Source organism: Symploca atlantica LB2515 (assembly GCF_052546295.1).
In genome coordinates, this window is sequence record NZ_JBQWMT010000001.1 from 4,489,504 (window position 1) to 4,509,269 (window position 19,766).

The window sequence follows — 19,766 nt, forward strand, 5'->3', positions numbered from 1 at the left end:
AGAAGCAAGATTAAACTCATGGCATTAATATGCTATTTCCTGGCATAGGAGGTCTGTCTGGAAACAACAAAAGCTTAGAAAATCAGCACATATCAGTAATTTCAGGCTTGATTGAAGCGGATAATGTTGCCTCGTGGATAGTAACTAATTCAGCAGGATTCATCTGTTCGTAGTGTTCAAAAGGCTGATGAATCCATGGATTATTGGGTAAATAGTTTACGTAGTAATCCGGAGCAAAAACTGAACTAGCTTTGTACCAAAGGACAGCGGTACGAGTCTCCTCAATCGCGGCACCAAAATGAGAAGACAACCAGTTAATTGACTCCTGAAGACTAATACCAGAATCAACTAAGTCATCAACTAATAACACCCGGCTGCCTAGCTTTTCCGTAGTCATTGCCAGGTGAGAAGAAAAGGTAATTGAACCTCGGATACGATTTTCTGCCCCTGTGTAAGATGAAGCCGAGAGAATCGCCAGTGGTTTCTGATAAATTCGGCAGAGGATATCACCAACTCGTAGTCCACCTTTAGCAATGCAAACAATCTGATTAAAATCCCAGTTTGCCTGATAAATTCTAGCAGCTAGCTGTTCTACTTTTCGGTGGTATTCTGACCAGGAAACGTACATATCTGGCATAAATTAAAAATAAGTAAAGGTATTAATTAGTATTACGCAAGTAGTAACAATCTAACCAGAACCGATGCCAAACTGTAAATCTTTGGGTGACTAAGCTGAAGTTTCTTAGCTGACGTTGAGCTTTAATTTTTTAAGGTTAAATTTCAATTTGTCAACATTCTTAGAATGGGAGTCATGTTTTCTACCGAACTTAGTATAAATCCTTTTTGTAAGATAACAGCCACTAGAGGTTATGTTGGTTATACAATTTTGAGTCTTAGTTGCGAGTAGTAATGAGTGACCTTTCCCCTTCTGATTCTTCTGTATCCTTAGAGGTGCCTCAGCCAGAAAAGCTGAGTTTAAGTACCAAGTTAGCTTATGGTGCTGGAGACATGGGCCCAGCAGTTACCGCCAATGTTTTGGTGTTTTTTCTATTGTATTTTTTCACCAATGTGGCTGGTTTACCTGCTGGTCTAGCAGGTATTATTCTGATGATTGGCAAGATCTCTGATGCAGTCAACGATCCGATAACTGGTATTTTAAGCGATCGCACTCGCACTCGCTGGGGGCGTCGCCTTCCCTGGATGTTTTTCGGGGCAATTCCCTTTGCCATCTTGTTTGCGCTACAGTGGATTGTCCCACGCTTTAGTGATAATGATACTGTTAACAACTGGTGGCTGTTTGCTTACTATGTTGTTATCGGTATTCTGTTTAACCTAGCCTACACCGCTGTCAATTTACCCTATACTGCTCTAACACCAGAACTGACACAAGATTACAACGAACGCACCAATCTCAATAGCTTTCGCTTTGCTTTTTCCATCGGTGGTAGTATTTTATCTTTAATTCTGGCAGCAGTAATATTTAGTGAATATCCTGGGGAATCAGGTAAGCAATATTTTGTCTTGGGATTAGTTTGCAGTTTGTTGTCAGTCGTGACCACATTCTGGTGTGTGCTTCGCATTCAAGAACGGGGAGCACAACCGATATTAGACCCTCAACAGAAAAAGTTACTCGGTAGTATTCTCACGCCAATTGGTGTTCTATCTATTGTTTATAGTCTTGTTCGGATTATTCCGGTTACTGCTAGATTAGTAAATGCGGTAGGAAAAGCCGACCTAACTGCCGTCTTAGGAATTATTATTGGGTTACTAATTCTTTTGTTTGGTTTAACCCTCTTTTTTTCTACCACTGAATCCCATTTAATCAGTCAAAATACTAGCTCAGAAACTTCTGGAGATAGTGAAATACCATCTCTACCTTTTAGAGAACAACTGGGAATTGTTTTTCAAAATAAAGCTTTTTTGTATGTCATTGGCATTTACCTATGTTCCTGGTTAGCTGTCCAGTTAACCGCCTCAGTTTTACCCTACTTTGTGGTCAGTTGGATGGGTTTATCAGATACTACATTTACTGTAGTTGCCCTAGCTGTTCAAGGTACTGCCTTAGTGATGTTGTTTTTCTGGAAAGTTGTCAGTGAACGGCTAGGCAAAAAAGCTGTTTACTTTATGGGTATGAGTTTGTGGATTATCGCTCAAGCTGGTTTGCTGTTACTTCAACCTGGTCAAGTTGTTTTGATGTATTGCCTAGCTGTGATGGCTGGCATTGGCGTTGCTACTGCTTACCTCATCCCTTGGTCGATGATACCAGATGTCATTGAATTAGATGAATTAGAAACAGGTCAGCGTCGCGAAGGTCTCTTCTACGGTTTCATGGTGCTGCTGCAAAAAATTGGTCTAGCACTAGCGCTGTTTCTCGTTGGTATTGCCTTAGAATTGGCAGGATTCATCAAATCTGCTGCCGGTGAACCAGCTCCTACTCAACCAGATAGTGCTCTACTTGCAATTCGCTTGGCTATTGGTCCTCTGCCCACTATTGCCTTAATCTGTGGTTTAGTTCTTGCTTTTTTGTATCCTATTACTCGTGAAGTTCACGCCGAAATTATCTTGAGGCTTAAGGAGCGGCACTCAGAAGCCCTAAATAGGGAGTAAAATTTTCTCTAGAAAGTAGGTTGAAGAGTAGAAGAACAAACCTTATTTCCTCACTCTCTCCCCTATCTGCCCTTGTCCACAAATCAAAATAGATGCGATACCTGTCTTTATTTTCTATAACCCTTGCTTTTATCAAGGGGTAATTTTAAGCTAGATACAGTATCAACTAAATTTTTTGAGTCCAAGGTAGTTTTTCTCCAGAAAAAAACACGCTTTTTCTAAATCAGGGGGGTATTTTTTGATGTTTAGTAGATGGCAAGGCAAGTTAGTAAAGGGCATTACTTACCCCAAAAACAATCCCGGAAGAAAGTTGAGTAGATTGCGGTTTAGCTAGATAAAAATTAAAGCGTAAATAAGTAAGCCATTCCTGCAAAGAAATCTATGTTATTTGGGCAATCATCAACTAACTACTTAGGTAAAATTATCGCCGCAGTTTCATCTCTACAAAATTATTTAAATCAGAAGCAAAAACTGCATGATTACAGCTCGGATAATTGCCGAGATACCTACATATTTGAAGCCCTAGATGGAGGAGAAAAAGGTTGTATGACAGGGCAAGATAAGGGGGTAAAGTGCGGAGATTACGTACTTTTGCCAGACAGATCTGGTTCTTCCCGGTATCAAATTGATACAATTGAGTACTACTCCAATCCACCAAACATGTGGATAGCTTTATTACGGAAATGCCCTAAGTAGGCATCAAAGAATGGACTATTCCAGACTAGAGCAACTTTCAACCCAGCTAGAAAGCTCCAACTCGCGCGATCGCCTCCTGGCTCTTGTTTCCCTACGAGAGATTCCTCCCCTAGAAGCGGTTCCTCTAATCAAAAAAGTATTAGATGACGAGAATTTGCAAATTCGTTCCATGGCAGTATTCGCCCTAGGAGTGAAGCCGACGGAAGAATGCTACCCCATTTTGGTAAAATTGCTGGCAAATGACCCAGATTACGGCATTCGTGCCGATGCGGCTGGTGCCTTAGGATACCTTGGCGACCCCAAAGCCTTAGAACCTCTAGTACGGGCTTTTCATGAAGATACCCACTGGTTAGTGCGTTTCAGTGCTACTGTCTCGCTAGGGAATATCAAAGATCCCCGGGCCCGCGATACTCTTACCCAGGCATTAGACAGTGAGGAAGTGGTGTTGCAGCAAGCGGCGATTTCCGCCTTAGGTGAAATTAAAGCCACAGAATCGATTGATAACATTTTACGCTTTGCCCAATCAGACGACTGGCTAGTTCGTCAACGCTTAGCAGAAGCCCTTGGTCAACTCAAAAGTGAAAAAAGTATCTCTGCTTTAAAATTCTTGGCAAAAGACTCTCACCCTCAGGTGTCTCAAGCGGCATCAATTTCTCTAAAAATTTTGTTAGAAGACTCGAACGACAACACAGAGCGATAAGATAAAGTTACAAATTTTTAAAGCTAAATCGCTCACTACATGGATGTAAAAGAATTTTTTGAGCAAAGTGCTGGTAAATGGTTTTCCCAGCGTACCAGCCACTATCTCACTCCCCAGCCCCCTGAGAGTGGTCAGTCAAATATGATCATTGAACTTCTCTCGATTGATCATCCAGAAGTAATTGAACTTTGCCAACACCACAACCTTGATCCAGAAACTGCTCTGTGTGGTGCAAAAGTTAGCTGGGAAGGAACGATAGAACAAGACCAACAAAAGTCTACTGGTTCTACCTTAATTGTTACTGTTCCTGACTCCGACAAAGCCAACGAAGGTCAGTTGTTACGAGCCAGAGGTAACAGGAACAAAACACCCGTTCCTGCCCGCTATATCCTGGGAAGTGACGAGGCTCTAACCATAATTGCAGAAGACGAGACAACTTATTCCGAGGAACGGATTTGGTTTGCCAGTCCTAATTTGCGATTGCGCAACACCATCTTCAAAGATTTGGACAAGTTTACTCAAGCTTCTATTGCCTCCGAAATTCGCATGGGTCTCACTCAGGCACCGAAAACTACCTCTGATACTGCGGCTAAAGCCTAAATTTAGGAGAAGACAAGGGGTTTTGTCGAAGGAATTAAGGATTAAAGATTGAAGGTTGCAACCTCTCAACCTTCAACTCCTTCTACAAAGCTGTGTACCAAATCTTAATTGTCTTATCAGAACCGCCGCTGACCAAAAGCCGACCATCTGGACTAAAGACTATAGACTGAACTGGTTTGGAATGCCGAGCAAGAGTACAAAGTCGATTAAATGAAGAACAATCCCATAATTCGATAGTTTTACCACTACTACCAGCAAGGATTTGACCGTCTGGACTAAAGGCGACGGACGAGCTTCCTAGTGACTGACAAGAAAAACTACGCCGTCGTTCGCCAGTGTGCGGATTCCACAGCTCAATTGTTGAGCTACTACCACTAGCGAGGAATTGACCATCTGGACTAAAAGCAATAGATGTAATTGCGCCCGATTGGCAGGAAAAACGACGCAACCGCTTACTAAGGTGAGGATTCCACAGCTCTAAAGTACCGTCCAAACTGCCAACGGCAAAACTTTTGCCATCTGGACTAAAGCTGACTAATCGCGCTGAGTCAGAATGTCCGACGAAAGTACCCAGCAGTTTGCCCGTCAATACAGCCCAGAGCTTGATTTCCAAACCACTAAGACTAATTAACATTTGACCATTGGGACTAAAAGAAATACACCGAACGATGCCTGAGCGCCCTACCAGCGTACGCAGCAAGTTACCTTTGGGCAGTGTCCATAACTTAATCGTCCCATCTTCGCTGCTACTGACTAGGGTTTGACTATCCGGACTAATGGCAATGCAAGTAACTCGTTTAGTATGGGCAGGGAGAGTTCGTAGTAGTTCCCCACTCGACATTTCCCAAAGTTTGATCTTTTTGTCATAACTACCACTGGCTAAAATCTGACCATCTGGGCTGATGGCAATCGACTTGACCACATCGGAATGACCAGAAAGAGTGCGACGAAATTTAGCCTTTTTCCAGGGACTAGGGGAATTGCTGTTTTGAGACCAAGAACTAGTTGATATGTCTTTTTTGGGTAGAAACTTAGAAATAAAAGCCAGGAGTGGTTTCTGCTTTTGGTGTACCTTAACTGGCAGATGTTTACTTTCTTGAAGGGGAAGATTGGGTAACGGCGGTAAAGGAGAAACAATTTCTTCTAGGCAACGCAAAATTACCTCTGATGTCTGAGGTCGCATGCCAGGAAAGGTCGCCATGAGGTAATCAATCAAATCAGCAAATGGCTTGGAAACCTGGGATGCACTTTCTCGCCAATTTAATTTACCAGTTCGGGGGTCTTTCTCAAAATCAATGGGACGCTTGCCCGTCAGCAAAAAGACAAAAGTACGCCCTAGAGCAAAAAAATCTGATTGTGCGACAGCTTGACCTTCAGCTTGTTCTGGTGGTGTATAACCAGCTGAAATAATGACTGTACCTGTGACATTGGCTTGTTGTCTTTGTAAGTAAGTATCGGTAACTTCCCGCACTGCGCCAAAATCAATTAATACCAGTTGTCCGTTGGGCCTGAGCATGATATTGGACGGCTTGATATCCCGATGGACAAGTTCCTGTTGATGGAGTTGAGCTAAGATTTCTGAGAGTTGTTTCAGCCAAGCGATCGCTTGCTTTTCCGTAAGAGGTTGATTAGGGGAATTGTTAAGCCACTGCTTTAAATTCACACCCTCAATTTTTTCCATCACCAAACAGTGCAGACTCTCACTATTCTCTTCCGAGTAGACAAAATATCCATCCGGTTCCACTCTAGGAATTCCTGGATGATTTAACCTACTCAAAACTGCTGCCTCTCTCTGAAAGAGAGAAACGGCTTTCTTTTTGCCCTCTGAACTATGAAATCGACCAAGATTGAGAACTTTTAGAACTTTTGTAGTACCGCAATCATCCAACTCAAAAGCTCGACCAAAACCCCCTTTACCTAGTTGCCGGATCAGTCTGTAGCGGTTTTGAAGTAACATACCTGGCTCAATCATGGCTGCTGCCATCCCTTCTCAGTCATGCTAATTAGATTGAGCATGTTAGTCTTGGCGTATCCTACTGCTTGTGGCGGCTTACCCTCTAGCATTGATAACACTTCGTTGAGCTGCTTTTCAATACGATTGACGCTTCTGAAAGTCATGTACAACCCATCGATAACTCGTGTGAGTATCAGGCGAGTTTGAATTTCTTTGACGGCGCTTGTTTCCTGCTCCTTGACCAAAGCATGACTTCTCAATAGCCCTAGTTTACCAATTGAATGAGTTTCGACAACAGCGAAAACATCTCTACAAACCTGCTCTGTGAATTGGTTATTAATGTACTTCATCACTACAGGCTGTAGAGTAAACACAGCTTCGTTACCTTCGGTAATTATTTCTTTATCTAGCAATGAACGTCGTTTAATAGAGGTCAGTGCTGTGATTAACTTAGATGAAGAAGATACAGAAAACTGCATATCAATTCTCAATTCAGATAGGGAAATTGGTTTATTTTCTATGGCTAGCCAGTAGATAATTTCCATTTCCAAAGCTGATAAGCGCTCAAATTGTTCACTTAGCAGGGTAGAAATTGTGTCACCTATAACTAGGGTGCTTTGAGCTATAAATTGAGAAATATCACCATTAAATACCTCTTTGATGGTATTAGCAATTATCTTGAGGGCAGAGGGATTACCTCTATATAACTGAATTAGTTCTTCCCAACCATAATTAAACTTAGAAAACCCTGTTGTCTCTAAGATTTTTTTAGCACTTTCCTTTTCTAATCCCCTCAGTTTTAGATCTCGCACCGGCAGAGTAGTCCCTTCTAAGGAAGAAATTTCTCTCGGTTTCTCTCGTGTCGCCAGTACCAGACAACTTTGGTGGCGTTCTTCTCCCACTCTTCTAATTAGCTCTCCATAATCCTGATAACCTTCTCGGTATTGCCCAGCTAACTCTCCACTGCGTAAAATTGTCTCTACATCGTCGAGTATTATCAAACAGCGATGTTTTTGTAAATGCTCCATCAGCTTTGAGACTTGAGAGTCTAAGCTTTCTGGCAAACTTGTTTCCTCTCCATCAGACAAAAATTTAATTAGATCTGCTACGATTTCTTGGATGGGTGGGGCATAACGTAGCGAACGCCAGATCAGATACTCAAACTCCTCTTGTATCTGTTCTGCCAACTTCACCCCAAGTGCCGTTTTGCCAATTCCACCCATACCTGAGATTGAGACTACACGACACTGCTCTTCGAGAATCCACTGCTCTAGCTGTGCCAATTCTGCTGTGCGTCCATAAAAAGCAGAAATGTCAATAGCCTTCCCCCAATCTTGTTGGTTATTTGTTATCTTGGCACTGCGGCGGTCAACAATCTCTTGCCAATCGAGTTCTAAAACTTCGCAGTAAGCCTTGAAAACACCTGCATTAATTGCTTGCCTCCCTGCCAAAAACCGTTTCCATGTTCCTTCAGATACACCGTTAGCGTAAGGACCTCCGGCGAGCCAAGTCTTGTCAGGCTCTAAAAGTCTACTGGTCTCAATAAAGCAACTGTCATCTTCCTGGATACTCCAACCCCACCCCTTTTCATTTCTAGCTTGCTTAATTCTGACTATTCCCAGCCTAGAAGCTTTCAGAGTCGGCACTAACGCACCCTTATTTTTCTCTTGTCAAGATCAATTTTAGATCAGCTCTTAGCTAAGCGCCTCACTGATCCTAAGCTGATCTGGCAAAACCTAGGCTCATTAAGGATCCTAGAGGTGAAGGACGTGATTTAACCAGCTTGAGTTAGGTCAGTAGCACAACTGCTGATTAGCCTACTTGGGACTGGCAACTTTTATTCTGGCAGGAGATTTCGGATGTTAGATAAATCACAAAACGTTGAGTGTCCGAATTGTGGTAAAAACACGGTCATACAGAGCCAAGAAGGTATCTATCGGTGTCTTAGCTGTAACTTTGAGCGAGATTTCTCCGAAGAACCTCAACTGGAATCAGGTTCGGGTCATTCACTTTTCTGGGCTAGTGTTGTAGCTGCCTTCTTGGGTTTCTTTGTTCTTCAGGCATCGAAGTACATTGCCTCTTATAGTCCGGATGCTGATTACCAGTCATCTTCTACACCTACAGCAGCTGAAACCCAAATTGATTGACTTGTTAGTGCTGCGGTGTATCAGCTTGGGGTCGCTCCTATTTGATGAGCAGCAGTAAAACTAGTCCTATTCTCCAGAGGTCACTCTAGCTGTGAGTCATTGAGTTAGCAGTAACTTTGGCAAAAGTTGTTTCCCCCTTACTTAATAGTAGAAGGTTTAACCTTAACGACTAAGAAGCAATGACTCATCAGTTGTAATCATCTGGCATCATCATTATCTAATAAAACCAGACAGAAGTCTCTAGCTTTACTTAAGGCTGGGGACTTCTGCCAGTTAGAACAAGATAAAAATGGCGCGTGATTAAAGTCTTTTTGACCAAAGATATCCGAGTTCTGCAATTTAGCCCAAAACCAAATAGCAACAAAATCAGATATTATCGAGGGTAAGGTTTCGGCAACGTCGTTTCTCACTCTTTCTGTTCAACCTGCTCGACAACGGACTTAAGCTTGAGGCAAAAGCCAGAGGTATCAGGGGGTGGAATGAATTGGTCAATGGGCTGTTTGCTAGTTTCACAGCGAGACCAGTCTGTTTTGTATGTCTCCCTGAGACTGGTATCTTCCCCTTTTTCAGGAAGCTGTTCTGGAGAATTGACAGGTGTAGACGTTAACTCTTCAGAAGGCATAATGCTGGCAGTTGCGATTGTCTGCGAAGTTGTAGAGGCTTCCTCCAATTCGCCTGTCTCAAATATTACAGCTTGATCAGTGTGATCAGGAGTATCAGAAAAACTTGAATTTACTGGCGGTAGATAGTAATTTTGGCTCAACTTCTTTGATGCACTTTTGAGTGGTGTTGTCAGACTTTGGGGAAGCTTACGGGAAATTATCCGCTCAAACTCATGGTTAAAGCGATAAATTGGTTGTCCCCTTCGAGACCAGACTGCTAAGATTTGTTCGACAGAAACGGCTTTATAACGTCCTTGATACAGTGCTTCAATCACACCTAGACGCACCCAACTTGCCTGATATCTCTCAAGCCACAAATCGACCAATTCTTGAGCAGGGTAACCCCTGAGTTCAAACCCATAGTGACTAAGCATCGCCACTGCATAAGCAACTGCTGGGTCTTGGGTTTGCTGTTCCATAATTTTCGGTTAAATGTGGCAAAAAACAAGCTGTTGATGGGAACTCAACCGGACACAACAGAAACAATATAAGCTGAGTTTAGAGGGTTCAAGCGTCCTATTTTAACCAAAGCTTGGTGTGCAAAAGCTGCCGCCTCGGCACGAGTTGCCTCGCGTTTCGGTTGTAACTGAGCTGGGTTAGGATAATTAACAATAATGCCTGCCTTAGTTGCCGCCGCCACCACTGATTTAGCATAAGCAGGAATAGTATCGCGATCCTCATAGATTTCCAAGACTTGAGTCTCGGCTTTGGGCAAAGCAAGACCATTCACCAGAGAAGCAATTAACTCAACTCGCCGTAAAGGGCGCTGGGGTTGAAAGGTTTGGTCAGGGAATCCGGAAAGAAATCCACCACGATAGGCTTGGCTAATTACTTGGGCGGCCCAGAAATTAGTGGGAACATCAATAAATTGACTAGCTGGGCGTTTGGCAATGGGATTAAAAATTTTCACCAGCAAGGCAGCATACTGTGCTCGATTGAGTAGGGAATCTGGTTTGAAGCTGCCGTCAGCAAAACCACTAACTAAATCAAGGTTACCAAGACGGCGGATAAAATCAGCCGCCCAGTGTCCCTGAAGATCTCTAAACGAAGCAATGTACTGGTCAAGAGCAACAATATAAGGAGAGGTGATCGCATCTGCTCGTCCGGTTGCTACCAAGGCTTGGTAAATCAACGCTGCTATCTCAGCACGGCTAATAGGCAGTATGGGCTTAAGCTGGTTAATCTGAGGATAGTTGACTACCAGTTGTTTTTGAGTAGCTGTTGCCACCGCTTCTGTAGCATAGCTGGGAATTTGGGCGCGATCGCTATAAAACTGTAGCAAGTGGGCCGATGTTCCGGCTAATCCCAAACCATTGACCAATGATACTAGTGCCTGTACCTTGGTCAAACTTTGCTGGGGGCGAAATGTGCCATCAGGAAAACCCGAAATAAAACCCATACTAGCTGCAACACGAATCGCAGCCCTCGCCCAGAAATCGTTGGGAATATCTCTAAACAAACCAGTACCCGTACCAGGTTGCCGGGGTAAATTAAATGTCTTGGCAATTATGGCAGCATACTGAGCACGGTTAAGCATCTCTTCTGGTCGGAAAGTGCCATCAGGAAAGCCGCTAATTAGACCCCTTTTGACCAATCCCTGAATAAACGCCTCTCCCCAATGACCACTAAGGTCATTAAATTGAGCCGGCCCCATCACTGGTATGGAGATTTGTGAAGACTGGAAATCTACCGCACCGGAAACCCGCGCTGGGTTCAGCAAATTTCCCACGGAAACTACAGTCCCAGGCGAGTCATTTTGCAAATCAGCCTTACCGTTATCTCGCAAGATATTACCAGCAGGGTCTTGGTTACTGCCAAAATCTAGTCTCACTTCACCTGTTACCAACAGACCATCACTAGTATTTTTTTCGATTAAATTGCGGCGCAGCACTGGTCTAGCTTGACGTGACAGGAAAATTCCCACCCTATTGCCTACCAGAGAATTATCCGAGACTAAAGGTGCCGCCGTATCACTAATGGCAATGCCATAACCCGTTTTCTGACAAAGATTACGTCGCACCTCTCCTTTAGCTTGGCGCACCAAAAAAATGCCACTCGAAGCATTTTCTAGCAAAATATTATCCAGAATCAGCGGTTTGCTAGTGCCAGTAACAAAAATGCCCTCACGAGAGCAACCGATAAAGGTACTATGAGCAATAATCGGTGCTGTTGATTCAAGCCAAACCCCAGTTCCTCGCGCTGCTTGATTAGTAACTGTGACACCCCGCAATTCGGCCTGAGAGTCCAGTAACAGAGCAACATTCTGATTGCCAAAAGTTGGGCTGTCGTATTGCCCACCACCCAAGATGACAATTCCCTTTCCCTTACTAGATTCTTGACCTAATACAATTACCCTGGCAGGAATCAACAAAGGGAATACTTCCCCGCCAGTAGCATTGTAACTTCCCGCCGCTAGGTAAATTATCGTAGGGGGTGTTACTTGCCGGAGTGCCTTTGTCAAGGTTTTCAATGGGTCATTCGCCTGACCAGAAGCCCCATCGTTGCCAGTCACTGGGTTGACGTAGAGAGTGGATTGAACCATGATCTGTTGTTTGTTGTTTGTTTTTTTTGCAATAGCTAATAACTGAGAATCAATAACGGATAACTCATACCAAATAACTAATATGATTGAAGTAGAACATCTCAGCAAAATATACGGTTCTACACCGGCCATTCAGGATGTCACCTTCAACGTTGAGCCAGGGGAAATCTTGGGATTTCTTGGTCCCAACGGTGCTGGTAAAACGACAACCATGCGGATTTTGGCTGGCTATTTACCCGCCACCACTGGCACAGCCCGTATTGCCAATTACGATGTTCACGAAAATTCTATGGAGGTACGCAGCCACATTGGCTACCTACCGGAGACGCCGCCACTCTACCCAGAAATGACTGTTGAAGGATTCTTGCACTTTGTCGCACGCATCAAAGGCATCCCTGCTGGTGAGCGCACTACCAAAGTCAGAACCGCCATAGAACGCTGCAACCTGACCGAAAAGCGTAAAGTACTAATCCGCAAGCTTTCTAAAGGCTTTCGGCAGAGAGTTGGCATTGCACAGGCAATTGTACACGAGCCACCCGCCATTATTCTAGACGAACCTACAGTCGGACTCGACCCCCGGCAAATTATTGATGTCCGTAACTTAATCAAGAGTCTGGCTGGCGACCATACAATTATCCTCTCAACCCACATCCTGCCAGAGGTCAGTATGACTTGTAGCCGCGTGGCAATTATCAACCAAGGTCGAGTTGTCACCACAAATAGCCCTGAAGAATTGATGGCTCAGTCGGTAGGAGGGTCAGGCTACGAGCTAGAAATAGAAGGCAATCCGAGAGAATTACAAAAGCTATTACAAGTTCTACCTGGTGTATGTTTAGTAGAAATTGTGCCTGTGGATGATTTGCCCCCTTCTCGTTCGCTAATTCGCATCGTTGCATCACCGGGGGCAGAACCTGGACGCGATATCTCTGCTGTGACTATTGGCGCTGGTGTGGGATTACATGAAATGCGGCGTACTCGCGCCACCATGGAAGATGTATTTTTAGAACTAACAACCCAGGAACCCCAGGCTGAGGAATCAGCACAAGATGGGGAGCAAGATGGTGTCCCTGCGCCAATTAGCAACTCTTAGTCTCCTTAGCTGGAGGGGAACAAAGGGGACGAGGGGGACGAGGGGGAGGAAGCTGACAAACTTCAAACTTGCAACCTTCAAACCTACTTTCTACTTTTAGAGGAAATATCTCAATGCGAGTGATCATTGGCAACATTTTGGCAATTTTTCGTAAGGAATTGCAGGGCTATTTTGCCTCACCTCTGGCTTACTTGGTCGCGGGTATCTTTTGGATACTAGGCGGCTTCTTTTTTGTGTTGATTCTTTTGGGACCAGAGGGTGTAATTCAGCAAGCGGCGGCGCGAGACCAATTGGGTGTACCAACTCCTCCGGAGGATGTTGCCTATCAATTTTTGTTTTTTTTCTTGAGTGTGATGGGTCAACTAGCAATGTTTATGCTACCCATTCTCTCGATGGGGCTTTATGCTGAAGAACGCAAACGCGGAACCTTGGAACTACTAGCAACTTCGCCCCTGACTAATTGGTCGGTAGCTGTAGGTAAATTGCTGGGCGTGCTGACTTTTTTTATTTTTATGATGGTGCCTTTAATCATCTACGAGGTGGTCGCTTTTAATGCAGCTAATCCTGCCGTGCTGCCATATGTACCCCTACTCGCTCATGCTGGACTAATCCTACTGGCAGCATCAATTCTCTCACTGGGGATGTTTATTTCTTCCCTGACGGAGAGTTCTATTCTGGCAGCAATCTTCACCTTCGCACTGATTTTGTTCCTCTGGGTGATTGATTTAATTGCCAATAGCTCCCAGGGCTTTTTAGGACAAGCCTTAAATCATTTATCTCTGTTGGAAAACTATAACAACCTAGTACAAGGCGTCCTCGATACTGGCAGTCTCATCTTGTTCGCTAGTTATATTATTTTTGGGGTATTTATGACTGCCCAGTCCATTGAGGCCTTGCGCTTCGGACGTCAATAGTCGATAGTCATTGGTCACTAGCTATTTGCCAAGGCTCTGCGGACTAGTACTAGAGACTAATACCATTTCGCTTTAAGGTTGATGCACATTAAAGATCAGGAGTTGTTTGCCAAACTGAGCAAGAAAAAGTAACTGAGCAATTATCTGTATCAAGCACTTAGGGAATTGGTATGAGGACTAAGGGTTAAGGACTAACGATGAAAATCATCACACAGAAAAAGTATTTAAAATACCTGTTTTGGCTCGGACCCGTTCTGAGTATTATGGGCATAACTGCTAGAGTTGTCTCCGGTTCCTGGTTACCTCTACCTTTGGGGTTGCTGATTGCCGGAGTTGTGATCATCGGCTGGTGGTTGGTATCTCTAGGAAGTTTGGCCCCGGAATTTTGGGGTAAGAGATCTACTCAAACAGGGACAAATGCCATTATTGCCACTTTAGCCGTGGTCGTAATTTTGGGGCTGGTTAACTTTTTAGCAGTTCGCTATGGGCCGCGAGTGGATTTAACGGAAAACCAGTTGCTCACCATCTCACCTCTATCCCAGAAGATGGTAAAAAATTTAGAGCAGCCGGTAAAAGTCTGGGTGTTTGAACCGATTGCCAACCCCCTAGACCAAGAATTGCTGAAAAATTACCGCCGCTACGGTTCCAAATTGGAATTTGAGTTTGTTGATCCACAGCTTAAACCGGGATTGGCTCAAAAGTTCAACGTTCAGTCTGTGGGAGAAGTTTACCTGGAATATGGGGCAGATCGACAGTTCTTGCAAAGGGTAGACCAGTCGGAGCGTATCTCGGAAGCCAAGCTGACTAATGGTATTGCTCGACTGACTAGCGATCGCCATGATAAAGCTTACTTCCTCCAGGGTCACGGGGAACGACCTCTAGAACAAGTAGAAGGTGGACTCTCTCAGGCAATAGCTGTTCTGCAAGAGAGAAATTTTACGGCTCAACCCCTCAACCTGGCTGAGCGTTCAGCAGTTCCAGAAGATGCCTCGTTGGTTGTTGTCGCTGGCCCCAAACGGGCGCTATTTGAGCAGGAAGTGCAAGCTTTGAGGAATTATCTCTCCACAGGCGGCTCAGTGCTGTTGATGCTGGATCCGGAGGCCAATGCTGGACTAGATGAATTACTCGCAGACTGGGGTGTCACTCTGGATAGCCGGATTGCGATTGACGCCTCAGAATTGACCCGTTCAGCCAATCTTGGCCCAGCAACCCCCCTAGTCAGCAGCTACGGCGATCATCCCATTACTAGAGATTTTGACGGAGGGTTCTCTTTTTATCCCCTGGCGCGGCCTTTGGAAACTAGAGAAGTTAAAGGGGTTGAGGAGGCTCCTCTGTTACTTACTAATAGCGAGAGTTGGGCAGAAAGTAATCCCGAAGAGCAACCCTTAATGTATGATGCCCAAAGCGATCTCCCTGGGCCGTTAACTCTGGGAGTTGCCTTGAGCCGCCAAGCCGAAACTTCAAAACCGCCCCAAGCAGCAGTTGAACCTTCGCCAACTCCTGAAGCCTCGCCGACACCTCAAACTCAAGCGTCAGCAAGTCCTGAAGCCTCACCGTCGCCTCAAGCTCAAGAGCAGCAAGAGAGCTTCGCCAAGCTCAAAAATCAGGCACAAGGACAAGAGTCTGAGTCAAGGCTGGTTGTTTTGGGAAACTCGAATTTCGCGATTGATGGTTTGTTTGAGCAACAGCTCAATAGCGATGTTTTGCTTAACTCCATCAGTTGGTTGAGCAAGCGGGACGATCAGATTCTTTCCATTCGCCCCAAACAAGAGCAAAATCGCCGTATTAATCTCACGCCAAATCAAGGCTGGATACTAGGTTTAACTTCGCTGCTGATTGTACCCCTGATTGGTTTTTCCGCAGCAGGGGTCATGTGGTGGCTACGCCGTTAGGAAGGGAAGTATGAAGCTACAGCGGACAACTCTGGTGTTACTAATCTCAGCAATCTTACTGGGGGGTTTGGTTTATGTCTATGAAGGCCAAGTTGCTCCAAAACAGGAAGCAGCTAAGGCAACAAAACAACCGCTTTTCTCCTTTGAAGAAGACCAAATTAAATCCGTAACGATTTATCTTGATGATGAGACTTGGGAATTTGAGCAAGTTAGCCAGCAAGAACCTCGTTGGCGGATGAAACAACCCCAAGATGCCGTAGCTAGTAGTGCTGCTGTAGCTTTTTTGACTAACCTACTAGTAGATGGCGAAAGCGATCGCACTTTTACTGTCCCCGTTAGTCAACGTCAGGAGTATGGGTTAGACAAACCCATGGCAACTGTGGCAGTAGAACTGAAAAATCAGGAAGTTCATCAGTTAATTTTAGGCAAGCTGGATTTTAATGGTAGTTTTCTCTATGGGGAAAAACCACAAAATCGTCAGTCTGGACAGATAGAAGTCTTGTTAGTACCAAAAGACTTTGAGTATGCTGTAAATCGTCCTTTGTCGGAATGGCTCAATCAAGAGGAAACTTCGGAGACTTCTGAGCAATCCGATTCTGAAACAAAACCTCCGCTAACTCCAGAGCAGCCTTCAGAAACTGAAAACAAGCAATCGGATTCCCAAACAAAACCTCCGCTAACTCCAGATAAGTCCTCGGATACTAAAAACGAGTCTTCAGATAGTCAAGAGAAACCATCTGCGACTCAAAAGGAGTCACCAAAAACTCAAGAGAAACCATCGGATCAGGGAAATAATTCACCAAAAACTCAAGAGAAACCATCGGATACCAAACAAAACCCATCCGAAGCTGAAGAAGAACGGTAGATAGGACTTTTCCTTCCTCGTCCCTCTCGTCCCCCTTATCTACTACGTTAGAGCGTAACTCCCTATGAGATGGTTATTCTCCGAGTCGGAATTACTCCCCTATCCCTCTTGGCATTTAATTTGGGGGAAAATAGACTCGGAACCAGTAGGGTGTACTTTCTCGGCTCGTCACCAGTTGGCTATTGCCCAGGCTCAACCCGCTTTTAGTCCCCAAAAACAGTTTATGGTAGTCGGGGATGTCTGGTTGAGTAATCGAACTCAATTACTCCAACGTCTGTCAATAGAACCAACTGAGTGGTCAGGTACGGATGAGCAGTTGGTGGCAAGGCTTTGGGAGTGCTGGGGTATTGAGTGTTTGAACTATCTTGAGGGGGTGTTCGCACTAGCTATTTGGGAGCGTTCTAGCCAAAAATTGTGGTTAGTGCGCGATCGCACAGGTGCCAGAACTCTCTACTATACTGCTAGCGGCTCTACTCTTTGGGTTGCACCTAGGTTGAGAACTCTCTCACCTTGGCATGCTGCTGAATTAGATTTAGTCGCTCTTCGGGATTATCTGTGTTGTGCTTTTGTCCCTGGAGAAAGAACCCTTTGGCAGCAAGTGCAGGAACTCCGTCCTGGTACAGTGTTGCACTGGCCAGATAAGCAAGTCAAGAGTTACTGGCAGCCTGTAGAAGAGATTCGCAACCCAGATAAACCTTTAGTGTGGCACTCTCAACAGTTGCGATCGCTTCTAGAGCAAATTCTTCAGGAATACTTGCCCAAAAATGAGCCAGTGGGTGTCTATCTATCAGGAGGTTTAGATTCTAGCTGCGTTACAGCCTTAGCTGCTAAGTTTCATAACGCTCCTGTACACACCTACTCAATTCATTTTGGCTCTGAGTGTTCTCATGAACTAGAGTTCTCTAGTTTGGTCGCTCAACATTGCCACACTCAGCATCATATCCTGGAAATTACACAGCATGACATGTGGAACCAGTTAACTACGACTATGGCTCATTTAGATGACCCCATCGGAGATCCCTTAACTGTTCCTAATTATTTATTGGCTCAACTTGCTAAAGAAAACGCTGAGGTTATTCTCAATGGCGAGGGAGGAGATCCCTGTTTCGGTGGCCCCAAAAATCAGCCAATGTTACTTAACCAACTATACGGTTATTCAGGAACTAAGTCTGATTTAGTATCAGTTTATCTTGCTTCTTTCCAAAAATGCGCTTTAGATTTGCCCCAACTTTTTCAACCAGATGTTTGGGCAAAAGTCTCCCTGAAGCCTTCGGTATTTAATGAGAATTTATCTTCAACTGCCCAATATCTCAATCGTTTAATGATGCTCAATATTAAATTTAAAGGAGCAGACCACATTTTAACTAAGGTAAATAATCTCACAAATTCGGCAGGTTTGCAAGGAAGATCTCCCTTATTTGATCAACGAATTGTTGAGATGGCAATGCAAATTCCTCCCGAATATAAACTTGCTGGTGCTGAAGAAAAAGCGGTTCTCAAGCAAGCAGTAGCTGATTTATTGCCAGAGGGGATTATTCGGCGTCCTAAAAGTGGCATGATGGTGCCAGTGCAGCTATGGTTTTGTAAATATTGGCAGCGTCAAGCTAGGGCATTACTTTTAGATAAAAAAGCTGCGATCGCACCTTACCTCAATCAAGCTTTAATTCGAGACTGGCTAAATTACCGAGGTGACACTTGGAGTCGTTATGGTGTCAAACTTTGGTTATTGGTCAGTTTAGAAATTTGGCTACGAGTAAATCGCCAACCTTAACCGAAACTCTCAGAAACAAAAAACAAAATATTATCTCCATCTCCGTCACTTTCAATTACATTAGAACTATCTATATTGCCACCAAATTCTGGAGATTGAGTCTGAGCAATGCCGTTGGTAATCACCTGTAATATTTTTCGAGGTGTGAAAGATTCTAATTCTACAAATTTGCCAGAATCTAACCAGGATAATTCTTCAACTGATAGTTGCCGTCGTACTTCTGGAGGTAATTGCCTAGCTTCTTGAGCCATTTCATCTGAGCCTTGTACAAAAAAAATACGGCTGTTTAATACTTGGCGAGGTAACAATCCTAAATCATAAATTATCACCTCAGAATCTCGAAACCAAGTAGGATTAGTTTGCAACTGATGCATGAGCATTACACCGCTAGGACTTGCATCATGCAGTGCGTAAACTTTCAAGTTGGGATTACGGCGCAGCATCTGCATAATTGTGTCAAAAATATTGTGAGGATACCCTGTAATACTCAGTACGGCGCAATTGTGTTCAAAGTGAAAGTTATTAGCAATCAGCATTTGGGCAATAGCAGCATGATCGCAGACAATTAATCGATCAAAGCTGTAGGCACTAATATCAGGGCTAATTTGAGCGAGATTCCTTTCCTCCTGAGGAGGAGGCAACATCTCTACAAAAGAATTATTAAAAAGTGCCCAGCGACTTAGCCACTGTTGAAACTGATTCTGGTCAAATAGAAAAGTTTCAGTTATTTCTGTTTGCCGTCTTCGCTGTCTAATACCTAAATAGATAGATAATATTCCGAGAATGACACTAATAGCAAAAACACTAAATAAATTTAGCTTTACGCTTAAAACTACTCCCTCTAAAAGGATAATTGCTCCTATAATGTACAAGCTATTTGCATCAATAATACGTTGTTTATTATCAACCTTAGGTGAATTGCTGTTTCTGAAAAAACCAATAACAAAAACTATATTTAAGAAAGCTATTGTTATTAAAAATAAATCCAAATTATTGTTGTTAGCTATTGAGTTGTTTGCAAGAAAGATTAAAACAAAAAAAATAACGTTAACAACGATGCACATAATCCGATTAGATTTAAAAATGCGAATCTTTAGGCGCTTATTTAACAAATAAAATAATTGTTTTGCTGTAAAAAACAAAGTATTTTCAGCAGAAATATCAGTAATAGTCTTGGCAAAAAATGCATCAGTAAATTTGACAGAACCCATACTAGTAGGTTCAAAACTAAAGGAGTGACCACAATTCTTGCAACTACCAAAATTAGCGGTACGTTCCTTAAGTTTATTATCTGTTCCACAGCGAACACATTTCATAATCTAGCCA

16 protein-coding genes are annotated in these 19,766 nt (G+C 43.8%); 9 read left to right on the plus strand and 7 right to left on the minus strand.

Going from position 1 to position 19,766, the window contains the following annotated elements; all coding sequences use genetic code 11:
- Positions 1-82 precede the first annotated feature (82 nt).
- Positions 83-637, minus strand: a complete 555-nt coding sequence (locus tag ACT7WV_RS18610; RefSeq protein ID WP_445104316.1) for a phosphoribosyltransferase — start codon at positions 635-637, stop codon at positions 83-85.
- Positions 638-909: 272 nt separating this feature from the next.
- On the opposite strand from ACT7WV_RS18610, the gene ACT7WV_RS18615 reads away from it, so the two are divergent.
- The 3 genes from ACT7WV_RS18615 (at position 910) to ACT7WV_RS18625 (ending at position 4,603) form a co-directional block, all read left to right on the plus strand.
- Positions 910-2,607 (plus strand): MFS transporter, encoded by a 1,698-nt coding sequence (locus tag ACT7WV_RS18615; protein WP_445104317.1) that lies wholly within the window; start codon positions 910-912, stop codon positions 2,605-2,607.
- A 706-nt stretch (positions 2,608-3,313) separates the two neighbouring features.
- Complete coding sequence (locus tag ACT7WV_RS18620) at positions 3,314-4,003, plus strand: HEAT repeat domain-containing protein (RefSeq protein WP_445104318.1); 690 nt, start codon at positions 3,314-3,316, stop codon at positions 4,001-4,003.
- Between the two features lie 39 nt (positions 4,004-4,042).
- A complete protein-coding gene (locus ACT7WV_RS18625) occupies positions 4,043-4,603 on the plus strand; it encodes a phycobiliprotein lyase (RefSeq protein ID WP_445104319.1) in 561 nt (186 codons plus the stop codon).
- 82 nt (positions 4,604-4,685) lie between these two features.
- Here ACT7WV_RS18625 and ACT7WV_RS18630 read toward each other — a convergent pair whose 3' ends face one another.
- Together ACT7WV_RS18630 and ACT7WV_RS18635 are read right to left on the minus strand one after the other, a co-directional pair.
- Positions 4,686-6,587 carry a protein kinase domain-containing protein gene (locus ACT7WV_RS18630; protein WP_445104320.1) on the minus strand — a complete coding sequence of 634 codons (1,902 nt, stop codon included), beginning with the start codon at positions 6,585-6,587 and terminating at the stop codon, positions 4,686-4,688.
- Complete coding sequence (locus tag ACT7WV_RS18635) at positions 6,572-8,203, minus strand: NB-ARC domain-containing protein (protein ID WP_445104321.1); 1,632 nt, start codon at positions 8,201-8,203, stop codon at positions 6,572-6,574. The genes ACT7WV_RS18630 and ACT7WV_RS18635 overlap by 16 nt, the downstream gene beginning before the upstream one ends.
- Positions 8,204-8,416: 213 nt before the next feature.
- On the opposite strand from ACT7WV_RS18635, the gene ACT7WV_RS18640 reads away from it, so the two are divergent.
- On the plus strand, positions 8,417-8,704 hold the full coding sequence (locus tag ACT7WV_RS18640; protein ID WP_445104322.1) for a hypothetical protein: 288 nt from the start codon (positions 8,417-8,419) through the stop codon (positions 8,702-8,704).
- Between the two features lie 197 nt (positions 8,705-8,901).
- On the opposite strand, the gene ACT7WV_RS18645 is transcribed toward ACT7WV_RS18640, so the two are convergent.
- Genes ACT7WV_RS18645 through ACT7WV_RS18655 form a run of 3 tightly spaced genes read right to left on the minus strand, consistent with a single transcriptional unit; the run spans position 8,902 to position 11,908 of the window.
- Entirely contained in the window at positions 8,902-9,114 is a 213-nt protein-coding gene (locus ACT7WV_RS18645; protein WP_445104323.1) for a hypothetical protein, read from the minus strand.
- A complete protein-coding gene (locus ACT7WV_RS18650) occupies positions 9,111-9,785 on the minus strand; it encodes a hypothetical protein (RefSeq protein ID WP_445104324.1) in 675 nt (224 codons plus the stop codon). The genes ACT7WV_RS18645 and ACT7WV_RS18650 overlap by 4 nt, the downstream gene beginning before the upstream one ends.
- A 44-nt stretch (positions 9,786-9,829) precedes the next feature.
- On the minus strand, positions 9,830-11,908 hold the full coding sequence (locus ACT7WV_RS18655) for an S-layer homology domain-containing protein (protein WP_445104325.1): 2,079 nt from the start codon (positions 11,906-11,908) through the stop codon (positions 9,830-9,832).
- Positions 11,909-11,990: 82 nt separating this feature from the next.
- Between ACT7WV_RS18655 and ACT7WV_RS18660 the strand changes: the two genes are divergently transcribed.
- The 5 genes from ACT7WV_RS18660 (at position 11,991) to ACT7WV_RS18680 (ending at position 18,440) form a co-directional block, all read left to right on the plus strand.
- Complete coding sequence (locus ACT7WV_RS18660) at positions 11,991-12,998, plus strand: ABC transporter ATP-binding protein (protein ID WP_445104326.1); 1,008 nt, start codon at positions 11,991-11,993, stop codon at positions 12,996-12,998.
- 113 nt (positions 12,999-13,111) lie between these two features.
- Positions 13,112-13,912: an ABC transporter permease gene (locus tag ACT7WV_RS18665; RefSeq protein WP_445104327.1), complete on the plus strand. Its 801-nt coding sequence runs from the start codon at positions 13,112-13,114 to the stop codon at positions 13,910-13,912.
- A 197-nt stretch (positions 13,913-14,109) separates the two neighbouring features.
- Positions 14,110-15,804 carry a GldG family protein gene (locus tag ACT7WV_RS18670; protein WP_445104328.1) on the plus strand — a complete coding sequence of 565 codons (1,695 nt, stop codon included), beginning with the start codon at positions 14,110-14,112 and terminating at the stop codon, positions 15,802-15,804.
- Positions 15,805-15,814: 10 nt separating this feature from the next.
- On the plus strand, positions 15,815-16,669 hold the full coding sequence (locus tag ACT7WV_RS18675) for a DUF4340 domain-containing protein (RefSeq protein ID WP_445104329.1): 855 nt from the start codon (positions 15,815-15,817) through the stop codon (positions 16,667-16,669).
- Between the two features lie 64 nt (positions 16,670-16,733).
- A complete protein-coding gene (locus ACT7WV_RS18680; protein WP_445104330.1) occupies positions 16,734-18,440 on the plus strand; it encodes an asparagine synthetase B family protein in 1,707 nt (568 codons plus the stop codon).
- Here the strand turns inward: ACT7WV_RS18680 and ACT7WV_RS18685 are convergent.
- The gene (locus ACT7WV_RS18685; RefSeq protein ID WP_445104331.1) at positions 18,437-19,756 is read right to left on the minus strand and encodes a toprim domain-containing protein; all 1,320 of its coding nucleotides are present in this window, start codon (positions 19,754-19,756) and stop codon (positions 18,437-18,439) included. The two genes, ACT7WV_RS18680 and ACT7WV_RS18685, sit on opposite strands and share 4 nt — an antisense overlap.
- Between the last annotated feature and the right edge of the window lie 10 nt (positions 19,757-19,766).